At 69.5% G+C, this 13,815-nt stretch carries 9 protein-coding genes and 1 pseudogene; 4 read left to right on the forward strand and 6 right to left on the reverse strand.

Features of this window, described 5'->3' with window-relative positions; genetic code table 11:
• Positions 1 to 115 precede the first annotated feature (115 nt).
• A complete protein-coding gene (locus V1633_RS10190) occupies positions 116 to 883 on the reverse strand; it encodes a GntR family transcriptional regulator (protein ID WP_331213982.1) in 768 nt (255 codons plus the stop codon).
• A 305-nt stretch (positions 884 to 1,188) separates the two neighbouring features.
• Between V1633_RS10190 and V1633_RS10195 the strand changes: the two genes are divergently transcribed.
• The 3 genes from V1633_RS10195 to V1633_RS10205 all read left to right on the forward strand — a co-directional run bounded on the left by V1633_RS10195 (position 1,189) and on the right by V1633_RS10205 (position 4,624).
• Positions 1,189 to 1,596 (forward strand): VOC family protein, encoded by a 408-nt coding sequence (locus V1633_RS10195; protein ID WP_331213983.1) that lies wholly within the window; start codon positions 1,189 to 1,191, stop codon positions 1,594 to 1,596.
• 5 nt (positions 1,597 to 1,601) lie between these two features.
• Positions 1,602 to 2,789: a M20 family metallopeptidase gene (locus V1633_RS10200; protein ID WP_331214200.1), complete on the forward strand. Its 1,188-nt coding sequence runs from the start codon at positions 1,602 to 1,604 to the stop codon at positions 2,787 to 2,789.
• Between the two features lie 368 nt (positions 2,790 to 3,157).
• Positions 3,158 to 4,624 carry a pyridoxal-dependent decarboxylase gene (locus V1633_RS10205; protein WP_331213984.1) on the forward strand — a complete coding sequence of 489 codons (1,467 nt, stop codon included), beginning with the start codon at positions 3,158 to 3,160 and terminating at the stop codon, positions 4,622 to 4,624.
• 196 nt (positions 4,625 to 4,820) lie between these two features.
• On the opposite strand, the gene V1633_RS10210 is transcribed toward V1633_RS10205, so the two are convergent.
• Positions 4,821 to 4,910 (reverse strand): group II intron maturase-specific domain-containing protein, encoded by a 90-nt coding sequence (locus V1633_RS10210; RefSeq protein WP_331213985.1) that lies wholly within the window; start codon positions 4,908 to 4,910, stop codon positions 4,821 to 4,823.
• 29 nt (positions 4,911 to 4,939) lie between these two features.
• Here V1633_RS10210 and V1633_RS10215 point away from each other — a divergent pair.
• Positions 4,940 to 5,480, forward strand: a pseudogene (locus tag V1633_RS10215) (transposase); the annotation flags it as partial.
• On the opposite strand, the gene V1633_RS10220 reads toward V1633_RS10215, so the two are convergent.
• The 4 genes from V1633_RS10220 to eccCa form a co-directional block, all read right to left on the reverse strand.
• Positions 5,402 to 5,908 (reverse strand): helix-turn-helix domain-containing protein, encoded by a 507-nt coding sequence (locus tag V1633_RS10220; protein WP_331213986.1) that lies wholly within the window; start codon positions 5,906 to 5,908, stop codon positions 5,402 to 5,404. The pseudogene V1633_RS10215 and the gene V1633_RS10220 overlap by 79 nt on opposite strands.
• 33 nt (positions 5,909 to 5,941) lie before the next feature.
• On the reverse strand, positions 5,942 to 7,609 hold the full coding sequence (locus V1633_RS10225; RefSeq protein WP_331213987.1) for a right-handed parallel beta-helix repeat-containing protein: 1,668 nt from the start codon (positions 7,607 to 7,609) through the stop codon (positions 5,942 to 5,944).
• Between the two features lie 84 nt (positions 7,610 to 7,693).
• Positions 7,694 to 9,754 (reverse strand): hypothetical protein, encoded by a 2,061-nt coding sequence (locus V1633_RS10230; protein WP_331213988.1) that lies wholly within the window; start codon positions 9,752 to 9,754, stop codon positions 7,694 to 7,696.
• Between the two features lie 89 nt (positions 9,755 to 9,843).
• Complete coding sequence (eccCa, locus tag V1633_RS10235; RefSeq protein ID WP_331213989.1) at positions 9,844 to 13,815, reverse strand: type VII secretion protein EccCa; 3,972 nt, start codon at positions 13,813 to 13,815, stop codon at positions 9,844 to 9,846.

The raw sequence follows: 13,815 nt of genomic DNA on the forward strand, positions 1-13,815 counted from the left end.
GGTGCTCCGGCCGGTCGACCGGGGCTCGTCTCCGATCAGGTGTGGTGCCGAGGGCGGTGCCCTAGTAGTGCTTTGTTGGGTTGTTCCGGTGTGTCGCTTTGTAGGGCTGTTTCAGTCAGTCGGTGGGGCCGTCAACCCTGAAGGCGGGGGCGAACGGCGCCACGCCATCGTCGAGTGCGGTGGCCAGGTCCTCGACCAGGCCACCGACGTGCTGATTGAGGAAGTGCCCGACGAGGTCTCGATTGCCCATGCCGACCAGCTGGACCAGGTGTTCGTGTTCGGTGAGCAACGTTTGTGTCGAGGAGTAGTAGTGCCGGTGCAGGCGGAAGGTGTGAAGCACCGGCAGGCGCATACTGACCCACAGCTGTTGCAGCCGCCGAACGCCGGATAGCTCGTAGAACGCGCCGTGCAGCTCCATGTCGGTGGTGACGATGGCGCTCCAGTCCTCATCGGCGGCGGCCTTCCGCATCGCGTCGAGTCGGTTGACGAGTTCGTGGCGGAGTTCCTTGCTGTGCCGGGTCATTGCGAAGCGAGCCGCGACGGGCTCCACGGCCTGGCGGATGGCGATGGTCTCCCTGGCTTCGCGCGCGGTCAGGGTCGCCACCTGTACACCGCGGCCGGCGTGGGGCACGACAAGCCCCTCGGACTGCAGCACACGCAACGAGTCGCGGATGGGGCCGCGGCTGATGTCGAAGTGGTCGGCCAGCTCCTGCACGATCAGCCGCTGCCCGGGCTTCAACACACCGGACATGATCATGTTCCGCAGTTCGACGGTGATCCCAGCGCCCAGACTGCCCAGGGGCTTCGGTCGTGGCGAGTCTTCCATCGGCGACTTCTGCATTAGTGGCCCTTCGTTGCCGGAACCGGTGATCCTGCGGTGCACAGCGTGCTACTCAGCCCGGCGCCCCGTCAGGGCTTCCATGGTCGAGCCGTGGTGGGCCTACCGTCGGGCAACCACTTGCCGCCGCGCGGGTTCCCCGCGCCCAGTAGTGCTGGCGAGCGGGCCTCGTTGCGGCTTCCACCGCCTGCGAGCCGTCCAGACCTCCAGCTTTGTTAACGAAAATGCTGGCCTGATGAAGTATGGCAGGTGGCCGGTAGTCCATCAACCGGCTATTTACCTTCGCTGACGGGTGTTGTACGGTTTTCGACCAATCAAGTTTGGTCGACCAAGATGGGGTTGATGTGGGCATGACCGTCCTGGCGTTCGATCACCTCGTGCTGGTGGCGGAGGACGTATCCACCACGCTCGACTGGTACCACCGGGTGCTCGGTGCGGAGGTGCGTGACCTGACCGCATGGCGGCAGGGCGAAGCCGATTACCCCGTCCTGCACTTCGGCACCCACAAGATCAACGTGCACGGTGCCGGCGGAGACCTGGTGCCGCGCGCCGCCCACGCGCGACCGGGCACCCTCGACCTGTGTTTTGTCTGGGATGCTGACGTTGACACGGCCCGCCAGCACCTGCTCGACCACGGCCAGCCGGTCGAGTTCGGGCCGGTCGACCAAGAGGGTGCCCGGGGCACAGGCCGCAGCGTCTACACCCGGGATCCGGACGGCAACCTCATCGAGCTGATCTGCTACCCGGCGGCGCGGTGACCGAGATGACCGACCCCGATCGGTACGCCCGCATCCACACCGCGATCACCGGCATGGCCGACCGGCTGTGGGAGATCAGCACGGCCCTGCACGCGCGCCCTGAGTTGGCGTTCGCCGAGCACCACGCGGCGAGGGTCCTGTCGGATGAGCTGGCGTCGGCCGGCTTCGCCATCACGACCGGCGTCGCCGGACTACCGACCGCGTTCACCGGCACCTTCGGCCGTGGTTGCGCACCGCGGGTCGCGCTGCTCATGGAGTACGATGCGCTTCCCGACCTCGGACACGCCTGTGGCCACAACCTGATCGCCGCCGCCGGACTCGGTGCCGCGATCGCGCTGGCCCGGGCGGTGCCTACCCCCGACGGCACAGTGCTGGCCATCGGCACGCCTGCTGAGGAACGCGGCGGCGGCAAGGTGACCGAGGTCGAACACGGAGTGTTCGACGGTGTCGACGCCGCACTGATGTTCCACCCCGCCGGGCGCACCTGGTCCGCCCCCATGCTGACGGCGTTCACCGAAGTGACCGTGGCGATGCATGGCCGCGCGGCCCACCCGACCGGCGATCCCGCCGGCGGGATCAACGCACTCGACGCACTGGTTCGGGCTTTCACCGCCATTATGGCGCAAAACAAGCACTTGCCGGCGGGAAGCAACATCCACGGCATCATCACCCACGGTGGAACCGCGACCAACATCATCCCCGATCACGCCGAGGCGCGTTTCGCGGTGCGTTCGTCCACCTCGCCCGGCCTGACCTCACTGCGCGAGACCATCGCCGAGTACGCGAACCGGGCGGCACGCGCCGTGGGAGCCACCGTGGAGGTGCGGACAGCCGGCCCGACCTACGACCATTTCCGCAACAACGAGCCGCTTGCGGACCGGTTCGCCGCGCACCTGGATCGCGCCGGTATCGCGGCCGACCCGCCGCAACCCGACGTCTTCCTCGGCTCCTCGGACATTGGCAACGTCAGCACAGTGGTTCCGACCATCCACCCGCTGGTCGCCATCGCCGACACGGCGGTCTCCGACCACACCGCCGAGTTTGCCGCGGCGGCAAAAAGCCCTCGCGCGCGAAACGCCCTGCTCGCGGCCGCTGAGGCGCTGGCCTGTACGGCGTCGGACGTCCTCGTCGACGCCCGGTTTCGGGACAATGTCCAACACCAGTTCCTCGCCGCGCAGCGCGCCGGTCGCTAACCCGAGCCAGCCATGACGACGACCGCCGACGGAGCCCGCCGAACTGAACGGCGGTTCCTGATCGACCCGCGTCGGCCTGCTGGACCTGCCCCGGACCGGGATATGAGAGAACTTTCCTGCTACGAGATGCGTGAAATCTGCACTTCGGTGTCATCAGCCTCGGCCCGCTCGGTGCCGTCGCCCGGCTCGTATCCAGCCAAAGGATCGAGCGGCGTTTGAAGGGCCTTCTCTGATCGGCAACCTCGACATCCCCAGCCGTCTGAACCGGAACCCATCGGGAGGATCCCAGTGCGACTCTGTCCAGCCCTCGGTCAGCTTGAGGGAACAAGGCGCCCGAGCGAACCGGCGGCCGTCCGATGAGTCGCCATATGACGCCGGAGGAGTTCCGACGGCACGGGAAGCAGGTCATCGACTGGATCGCCGACTATCTCTCCAACATCGAATCGTTCCCGGTGAGAGCACAGGTCGCCCCTGGCGACGTGCGCAGAGCGTTGCCGGTGAGCCCTCCAGAATGCGGTTCGAGCTTCACCGAGATCCTCGCCGATCTCGACCGGACGCTGCTGCCTGGCGTCACCCACTGGCAGCATCCGAGATTCTTCGCCTACTTCCCCTCCAACACCAGCGGGGCCGCGATCCTCGGCGACCTGCTGTCCAGCGGCCTCGGTGTTCAGGGGATGCTGTGGGCCACCAGTCCGTCCTGCACCGAACTGGAAACCGTGGCTGTGGACTGGCTCGCGGAGCTACTGGGCCTACCCCGGCACTTCCGGACCGACGCCACCGGCGGCGGCGTCATCCAGGACTCGGCGTCCAGCGCGAGCCTGCTCGCGACTCTGGCGGCCCTCAGCCGGGCTACCGGCGGGGTCACCGCACACGCCGGGATCACCGGCCGCCACACCCTGTACGTGTCCTCCGAGACGCATTCGTCGCTGGAGAAGGCAGCGCGCATCGTCGGGCTGGGCGCCGACAACGTTCGGAAGGTACCGGTCGACCCGGCAACACTGGCGATGGACGCCACCGCCCTGGACCGGATGCTCGCCACGGACCTCGCCGATGGCGCGATCCCAGTAATGGTCTGTGCCACCGTCGGCACCACCTCGACCGCGGCGATCGACCCCGTGCGTGCGATTGGGGAGGTGTGCCGGGAACGTGAGGTGTGGCTGCATGTCGACGCCGCGTACGCGGGCGTTGCTGCGGTCTGTCCCGAACTGCGGTGGGTCAACGACGGCGTGGCCGAATACGCCGACTCCTACGTCACCAATCCGCACAAGTGGCTGCTCACCAACTTCGACTGTTCGGTGCTCTGGGTCGCCGACCGGGCGCCTCTGCTCGATGCGATGTCGATCCAGCCGGAGTACCTTCGCAACCGCGCGACGTCCTCCGGTGCGGTCATCGACTACCGCGACTGGCAGATCCCGCTCGGCCGCAGGTTCCGAGCGCTGAAACTGTGGGCGGTGATGCGTTGGTACGGCGCCGACGGCCTGCGCGACCACATCCGCACCGGCGCCGCGTTGGCGACCGAGTTCGCCACCTGGGTAGCCCGGGACCCCGACTTCGAACTGCACGAACCACAGGTGCTCAGCCTGGTGTGCCTCCGTCCCCGATGGCCTGAGCTTTCCACGGGCGAGGCGAACGACGCGACAACCCGGCTGATGGAGTCGCTCAACGCCAGCGGCGCCCTGTACCTGACGCATACCAAAGTGGACGGGCGGGTCCTGCTCCGGATGGCCATCGGCAGCCCCACCACCGAGGAACGACACCTGCGCGAAGCCTGGCTACGCATCCGCGAGGAACACCGCAAGACACTCGCGGACCTCGCCCTCGAACGCGCGACATGACCGGGTCCCCGGTGCTGCGCTCCCTCGGGAGCGGCCGATGACCGTCCAGGCCGGTGTGTGCCTGTCCCGCGCGAGCCGGCACGGGCACACACCGGACCTTTCAACCTTCCCTCGCGGTCCGTCGTCGGCCCAGAATTCCGTGACGTCGGCTACGGCGGTGGCGTTTGCTGACGAACAGCGCGAGCCGCATCCGCACCTAGTGTCTGGTCTTGCTGAGGCGTTCGGCCGAGTGTCCGTAGCGGAAGTACCCGGCCCAGCCGCGCAGGAACAGGTTGATGTCCTGCACGACCTGCTCAACCGGCAGCGGCAGCGTACGTCGGGCGGCTGTTCGTACCGGAGTCCTGGGACGAGTCCTGTGTCCCCGACACCGACGGGAAGATCGCGAACCCGCATGCCCGCAGGCTGCGTCAGCAACCGGTCACCCGTGACCGGGCCGGAGCGAAAAAGGCACACACGCGCCTGCGGCTGCCGCCCGCCCGGCAGATTGAGCAGATCTTACGGCGGCGGGCAGCCTCGAAGCTGCCCGAAGGTGAGCGGTACCGGCCGGAGTGGATGATGGCCCTGGAAATGCTCGACGAGTTGGCCGGGTGGGGACTACACCCGCCGCTGCTGACCCGCCGACGCCGGCTACGGTCAGATCGCCGAGTTCCGCCAGGGCCTGACCGAACGCGGCATCAGCTACATCGTGGGGACAACATCGTCTACCACCGCTCACTCCGGTGACGTCCAGCCTGTTCAGGTTCCCTACACCGGCGTCGGCAAGCATCTCACTCCGCGCTACCCGCAACCCGCCCGCAGCCTGAAGAACCTCGCCCTCGCCCACGGCGGCGACGCGACACGGCTGGTGCGCTGGCGCTCGGCCCGCCACGGCTGCAACCCGAACGTCCGCCAGATCCGCGACACCGTCGACTGCGACAGCCCCGTCGCCGCGGCCATCGACCGGCTCGACCAGTACGTCGCGTGACGCGGCGTCGACTCCAACGTCCCCACGGTCACCCGTTCCACAGCCGCATCGCTGACCTGGCGCGGACGACCCGGACGCGGCTCGTCATACAACCCGTCAACCCGACGGACCACGAACCGCGACCGCCACGTACCGACCGTCGGCAACGACACACCGAGCAGTCGTGACACCTCGCTGTTCGACAAACCCCGGGCACAGGCCAGGATGATCCTCGCCCGCATCGCGAGGGCCTGCGCCGTCGTACGCCGACGCGTCAACGCCTCCCGCTCGGCGTCCGTCAACTCCAGCAGGGCCAACTTCGGCCCGCGACCATCACCCATACCAGAACTAACAGGAACTACGGACTCAGGACACTAGGCCCTCGTCGCCTCTTCGAGGTCTTCCGGCAGCAACAGCTGGAGTTCCTCGGCGGTGGGCATCCGGCGGAGTTGGCGCAGCCGCTGCGCCTGGGTTTTGCGCATGCTCTCGAAGAGCTTGCGCGCCTCGCGGCCGTTGCCGAAGTTGCGGTCGCCCATACGCTCGCCGAAGTACCGAACCAGGCCGTGCCGGACCGCCTCGGTGATCGCGTACTCGTTGGATTCGGCCATCGAGGTGAAGATCTGGGCGAGCTCCTCGCCGGTGTAGTTCTCGAATTCGATCGTCTTGTTGAACCGGGACGCGAGCCCCGGGTTGGCGTCGAGGAACTGGTGCATCTCGTCGGTGTATCCGGCGACGATGACCGCCACCTCGTGCCGGTGGTCCTCCATCAGCTTGACCAGGGTGTCGATCGCCTCCTGGCCGAAGTCGGCGGAGCCGGTGGAGCGGGACAGCGTGTACGCCTCGTCGATGAACAGCACTCCGCCGAGCGCCGACTCGAACGCCGCGTTGGTCTTCTCGGCGGTGTGGCCGAGGTACTGTCCGACCAGGTCCCGTCGAGCGACCTCCTTGACCGCACCCTGCGGCAGCACGCCCAGCGCGGAGAGGAGTTGGCCGAACAGCCGGGCCACGGTGGTCTTGCCCGTGCCCGGGGCGCCGGCGAAAATCATGTGGTTGGTGGTGGGCGCGACGGTGAGGCCGCCGCTGCGTCGCCACTCGTTCACCTGGATCTCGTCGACGATCGCCCGGACCTCGCGTTTCACCCCGGGCAGCCCGATCAGTGCGTCGAGTTCGGCGAGCAGCCGGTCCACCTTCCCGTCGTCGGCGGCCCCCGCGCGCTCGCTGGCCCCGATCTGGGCCCGGCGACGGCGGTCGCTGGTGGTGACCTCGGCGCGGGAGCCGGGCGGTACCAGGACACCGGGGGAGGCGGTCGACTCGGTCCGGCAGTCGACCAGCTCACCGCCGCAGTCGACGCCGAGGCTGATGCCGACCCCGCGGGCGTCGTGCACCCAGCAACCGCGCAGCACCGGCGCACTCTGCTGGGCGACCGCGATGCCTACCTCCCCGACCCGGGCGACCTCGCAGTTCTCCACGGTGGGACGGGAATACTCGTAGATGTAAACGCCCCGGTAGCCGCAGTCGGTGATGGTGCAGTTACGTAATACCGGGTCGGCGGAGCGGATGATGACCCCGTCCTCCACCACGTTGGTGATCTGGCAGTCGGTGACGGTGCCCGCGCAGTTGTCGAGGTAGAGGCCGACGTGGGCCTGCGACACCTTGCATCGGGTGAGCTCGAACCGGCCCCGGGAACTCACCCGTACGGCTGCCGCCGGGCCGGCCGAGACGACACAGTCGCGCATCGTGATGGACCCGCCGGTGGCGCTGACGGTCGGTTCGTCCGCCCCTTGCAGAACCAGGTCCGCCAACTCCACCGTGGACTGTCTACAGTCGAACACCGGTGCCGCCGGGTTACGGGCCACCAGCGTCACCGTGCCCGATCCGCCGCTCGCGACGATGCTCACCCGGCGACCGTTGAGGGTCAGGTTCTCGTGGTACTCGCCGGGCGCAACCATGATCGCGGATCCGTCGGGGGCCTGCTGGACCGCGTCGGTGATGGTGGGGTACGCCCCGGGCAAGGCAGCCGAGACCTGAACGGTGTGTGTCATGGCTCCGCAGAGGGGATCGGAAGGACGGCGAGGTTCCTGAGGGGACTCTAGCAGGACGGAAACCGGTCGAGACCGGACGCGACGTCAGGCCAGTCGGCCCAGTGCCTGCCCGGCGTCCACCTCCGGTGCCCGGACCGGTTCGGTCACCACCGCCCGGCGGTCACCGTCGCGGTGTCGCCGGGCCGCGGTCGTACCGTCGCCCTCGGGATCGACGACGCGTGGCTTCGCCGTCGGCTGTTGCGACGTCTCGCCCGGCAGGACGGGCCGGCTGCGTCGGCCACCCAGCGCCGGTGACCCCCCACCGGCGCCGGCCATCGGAGGCTGCATCGGCGGCATGAAAGGAATGCCGGCTGGACCGGGTGTGCCGCGACCGGAGAGCGCGGCACCGCCGACGCTGGTCGTCGCGGCCGTCGCTCCGGCCCGACCCATCAGATCCACCGCTCCCGAGGCGGGGATGCCGATCGAGCCGGCTGGTCGACCACCACCGATCCCCGACCCGCCCAGGCCGGAACCGGTGGACCCGAGGCCCGACCCGCCGGCTCCGATCCCGGCGGGCAGCGGAGGCGGGACGAAGGACGGGGGTGCCGGGGCGCCGACGTTGCCGGGCTGCGGCTGCTGTCCGAGGAGGTCGTCGAGTTGCCGGCGCATGTCCTCCAGGTCCTGCTGTCCGGGCAGCTGCGGCTGCTGACCTGCCGGCGGCAGCTGCCCCAACTGCTCCTCCAGCTGCTGCTGTTGTTGCCTCTGCTGCTGCTGGAGCTCCTGTTGCTGCTGGTTCAGCGCATCCTGCTGCTTCTTCGCGTCCTCGTTGAGCTTGCGTACGGCATCGTTGTACTCCTTCTGCCGGCGCTCCTGCTCGTCGCGAAGTCGCTGGGCCTGCTTCCGCAGATCCTCCTGTTGCTTCCGCAGCGCGTCCTGGTGGCCGGTGGGTACCGCCGGCGCGCCACCACCGGGGGCTTTCGGGGCGCCACCGCCGCCGGGCACCCCCGGGACGCCGCCCGGCCCGCCCGGGGTCCGCGGCTGGCCGTCCGCGCGGTAACCCGGCGGCGGCCCCTGTTGTTTCGCCAGCGCCGGATACTTCGGCAGCGAGACCCAGGCACCGCCACCGAGAAAGGTCTGACCCAGCCACGTGCCCTGCTGGATCGCCCAGTCGTCCAGTTGCCGCAGGTACTGGGAGGTCTCTATGAAGAGTTCGCGCCACTCCCTACCTCCAGTATGGTGGCGGTAGTAGGCCTCCACCTGCAGCGGCTTGTACCGGTGGTAGTCCGTCAGCTGCTTCTCCAGCTCGCCCTGCAACCAGGAGAGCTTGGCCTGGATGTCGCGCATCCACCCGGCGCGCCACTCGGTGACCCGAGCCCACTCGGTCATCGAGGAGACCGACTCGTTCGTCCGCTGGATGAACATTTCGGCGGAGGGGCCGTCCCAGCCGCCCTTCAGGTCGCCGGCCTCCTTGCGGACCTGAGACGCGACCTTGCCGAGCCGGGTGGCGACGTCCTGCCACCCCTTGGCCAGGCTGGTGATCACGCCGGCCGGCTCGTTGGTGACCGTCGCGAGGACCCGCTCGAAGGCGTGCCCGAGGGTGAGCGGATCCCATCGGCTCAGGCCCGCCGTCCAGTCGGTCGTGCCGCCGTCCCCGGTCGGTACCTCCGAGCCGGCGTAGTAGTCGTTCGCATGGGTGCCGGTGGCGGCCATACCCGCCCGGTGCGCCTCGCGGAGTTTCTCCACCTCGTCCCAGCCCCGGTCGGCGTATGGCGCGGTGGGCTGGTACGGGTCCTTCGGGCCCGCCAGCCCCGTGTCCCGGAGTCGCGCCTCGACCTTCCGGAGATCGTCGGCGCTCTCCAGGTCGGCCGTGGTGTACCGGTAGTGCGCCCCGAGCGTGAACAGTGCCATGTCGTTGACGCCGGCGACGACATCCTGGGCGTAGTAGCCCAGCGCCGTGCTCTGGGCGACCGCGTTGGCGCCGAAGTGGCGGGCCTCCAGGAACTTCACACCGTCGCCTGGCACCGGCACGTTCTGCAGGATCTGAGCCGGTTCGAGCAGGGCGTTCGGACCGGCGTCGGCGCCCAGTGCCGCCACGTCGCCAGACCTGATCCGCCCGCTGAACTCACTCAGCGCGTTGGTGTCCTCGACCGTGATTCGGTACGGCATGCGAAACCCCCTCGCCCCCAGATCGATGCTGAGATTAGCGTCAGACGGCCACCGGTGACAGGGCATCGTCGGCGTCGGACGACCCAGGTTCAGGCGACTGGCTCCAGCCATCCACACTGGATGAGCCGGGTTCCCTCCTTCCGGGTCACCAGCCAACCCCGACCGGCCGGTAGCGGCCCGGGACGTACGCTGCCGATCAGGACTCCCTCTTCGCGGTCGCCCGACATCATGATCCCCGGACTGGCCAGCTCACGGAGACGCTTGAGGATCGGGTCGTAGAAGGCCCGACTGGCGCCGCCGGCCCGCCGGACGACGACCAGGTGCAGGCCGATCTCCCGGGACTGCGCGAGAAGGTCGTGCAGTGGGGCCAGCGGGTTGCGGTCCGTGGCGACGAGGTCGTAGTCGTCGACGAGCACGAACAGCTCCGGCCCCTTCCACCAGCTGCGTTCCCGCAACTGCTCGGCGGTGACGTCCGGCCCGGGCAACCGCTCCTGCATCACCGTCGCGGCGTCCTGGATCATACGGGCGCTGACCTCGCCCGAGGTGCCGTAGCCGAGCAGATGGGTGTCCGGGACCGCGCCGAGCAGAGCACGCCGGTAGTCGATGGCGATGATCTTCGCGTCCTTCGGGCCGTACCGGTCGACGATGCCGCGGGCAAGCACGCGCAGGAAGGTGGATTTGCCGCACTCGTTGTCCCCGAGCAGGATCAGGTGCGGGTCGCCGGCGGTGAGATCGAGCCGTACCGGCTGCAGGTCGTGCTCGGCGATCCCGATCGGTATCCCGGGCTGGTCCGGGCCACCCACGAGCAGCTCCTGGTATTCCACCCGCTGCGGCAGCAGTCGGACCGGCGGCGCCGTCGGACCCTGCCACGCCTCCCGTACGGCCTGGACCAGGGCCCGGGTGCCGTCGGCGAGGTCCGCGACGTCGGGCCGGCCGTCGATCCGGGGCAACGCCGCCAGGCTCTGGTGGCCGTCCGGGGTGATGCCCCGGCCCGGGCTCTGTTCCGGCACGTTCGCCGCCGCCCGCCGGTCGATGTACGAGTCAGAGGGATCACCGAGTCGCAGCTCCAGCTTGGTGCCGAACAGCTCCCGGATCGAGCCGCGCAGGTCGAACCATCGGGAGCTGCTCGCGACGACGTGGATCCCGTACGAGAGGCCGCGGTTCGCGAGGTCGCCGACCCGTTCCTCGAGGTCCTCGAACTCGTTGCGCAGGGTCTGCCAGTTGTCGACGATCAGGAACACGTCGCCGTGCCGCTCCCCGGTCAGTTCGCCGGCTCGGCACAGGCGCCGGAACGTCGCCATCGAGTCGATGCCGCGCTCGACGAAGAGCTGCTCGCGGTGGTTGAGCACCTCGAACACCTCGGCGACGGTACGGCGTACCCGGTTGACGTCGCGTCGTGTCGCGACCCCGCCGAGGTGCGGCAGGCCCTGGAGCGAGGCCAGACTGCCGCCGCTGAAGTCCAGGCAGTACAGCTGCACCTCGCGTGGCGTGTGGGTGAGGGCCAGGGAGCAGACGAGCGTACGCAGCAGGGTGCTCTTGCCGGTCTGCGGCGCTCCGACGATCGCCACGTGCCCGCTGGCGCCGGACAGGTCCAGCGTCAGGGTGTCCCGGCGCTGTTCGAAGGGTTTGTCGACAACCGCCACCGGCACCAGCAACTGTCCGGCGAGTTGTTCGTCCCGTACGCCGAGGCCGCGTTGCGGATGCGCCGCCACCGGACCGGTCAGCTCGTCCAACGACGGCGGCTCGGCCAGCGGGGGGAGCCAGACCTGGTGAGCCGGACCGCCCCTGCCGGCGAGCCGCTCGGTCAGGATGTCCAGCAGGGTCTGGCCGACCGGCGCCTCCACGTCCTCGTCGAGGTCCTCCTCGGCCGCCGTCGACCCGGTCTCCCGGGGGTCGGTCTGCGCCACGTAGCCGGAGTTGAACTCGAAGATCTCCGGTTCCGGTCCGGCGGTCCCGACCTCGTCGTGGCCGCGCCAGGCGCCCGAGACGTACGCGGCGCGGAACCGGATCATCGGCTCGGTGCCGAACTTCAGATAGCCGTGTCCCGGAGCTCGGGGCAGCTCGTAGGCGTCCGACACCCCGAGCACGGCCCGACTCTCCCCGGGGGAGAACGTCCGCAGCCCGATCCGGTACGACAGGTGCGTGTCGAGTCCGCGCAGCCGGCCCTCCTCCAGCCGCTGGCTGGCCAACAGCAGGTGAATTCCGAGCGACCGACCGAGCCGGCCGATCTGCACGAACATGTCGATGAAGTCCGGCTTGGCGGAGAGCAGTTCGCTGAACTCGTCACAGACGACGAAGAGACTGGGCAGCGGCGCCAGCGGGGCGCCGGCCGTGCGGGCCCGTTCGTAGTCCCGCTGCGACAGGTAGTTGCCCGCCCTGCGGAGCAGTTCCTGCCGCCGGACCAGCTCGCCGTTGACCGCGTCGGTCATCCGGTCGACCAGGGGCAGTTCGTCGGCGAGGTTGGTGATGACCGCGCTGGTGTGGGGGAGCAGGTCCAACTTGGTGAAGGTGGCACCACCCTTGAAGTCGACGAGCACGAAGTTCAGGGTCTCCGGCGGGTGCGTCACGGCCAGCGCGAGGACGAGGGTGCGGAGCAGTTCCGACTTCCCGGAACCGGTCGCCCCGATGAGCAGGCCGTGCGGACCCATGCCGTCCTGCGCGGACTCCTTCAGGTCCAGCTCGATCTGCTCCCCGCCCGGACCGATGCCGATCGGCACCCTCAGCCGCTTGCGGGTGGGTCGGGGAGCCCAGTTCTCCTCGACGTCGAGGGTCCGTGGGTCGGCGATGTCGAGCAGGTCGGTCAGGCCGTGCTCCGCGTTCATCGTCCGCTCGGACCCGCCGGCGGCGGCGAGCCGCAGCGGTGCCAACTGGTGCGCCAGCGCCTCCACGGCGACCAGACCGAGCTGGTCGGCGTGGCCCAGGCTGCGGGTGCCGTCGAAGGTGCGGGCGGTCAGTTGCCCGTCGTCCCCGATCTCCAGGACGAGGTTCGCCCGGTCGAGGTTGCGGGGCGGTTCGGTCGACAGGTCAACGACGGTGACCCCTTCGACGCCGCTTTCCGCGGTGAGGTAGTCGGCGCCCCCGATGTCGCCCTCGTCGACCACGACGACGATGTGCGGTCCGCCGTGCTGCGAGTCGGGTGCGTTCGGATCGAAGCGCGGACGCGGGGCCAGGAGCTGTTCCATCATCGCCTCCAGCCCGACGATCCCGGGTGAGATGAGGCGGAGCGGTCCCAGCGCGTCGACCGCCTCCGGATGCTGGGTGTGCGGCAGCCACTTCGTCCACTCCCACCGGGCCCGGGCACTGCCGCCCACACAGACCGCCACCAGCAGATCCTCGGGTGCGTGGAAGGTGGCTGCCTGGGCCAGCAGCGCCCGTACCATCGCGCGGGCACGGGTCAGGTCACCCCGTACGTAGATCCGGCCGAATCCGTTGAGCGCGAGCACCACCGGCAGGTCGGAGACCTCGCGGTAGGCCGCGAGGAACCGTCGCAGGGCCGCCGCGGCGACCGGCTCGGCCCGCTCGGGGGGCGTGTCCGGGCCGGCGACCAGCCGGGTCGCCAGCTCGCGCGGACCCAACCCCAGCCGTACCAGGCAGTAGTCCAGGTCACCTCGGCGACGCTCCCAGAGCCGGGCGCTGTCCGTCAGCGCCCACAGACCGCCCGGGTCGGGATGACGGTAGTACTCGGCGCCGCGCTGGTCCCGTATCGTCCGGCGGACCGCCCGCCGGCACGCGTCCAGGTCCCACAGGAATTCCCGGCGCTGGTTGTGCATCTCCTGCTTGCTCGCGCCGCTGCCGTGCATCGAGAGCTGGACCAGCAGCATGCCGAGGGCGGACACGCCGAAGAGCCCACCGGTCAGGTAGGCGAGCGGTCCGCCACGCTGACCGGCGAACATCAGCGCGAGGGCCACCGAACCGGCGAGCATCGGCAGCAGCATCATCATCTGCGCCCACCCGCGTCCGCTCGGCGCCGGAATCTCCGGAGCCGGCTCGAGCACGATCTCGCCGGTGGGATACGGCGGCGCTGGCCGTCGGGCCGGACGCTTGCGGACTACCATGCTCAC

The sequence above is a fragment of the Plantactinospora sonchi genome (assembly GCF_036422035.1).
In the GTDB taxonomy this organism is placed as follows: Bacteria; Actinomycetota; Actinomycetes; order Mycobacteriales; family Micromonosporaceae; genus Plantactinospora; species Plantactinospora sonchi.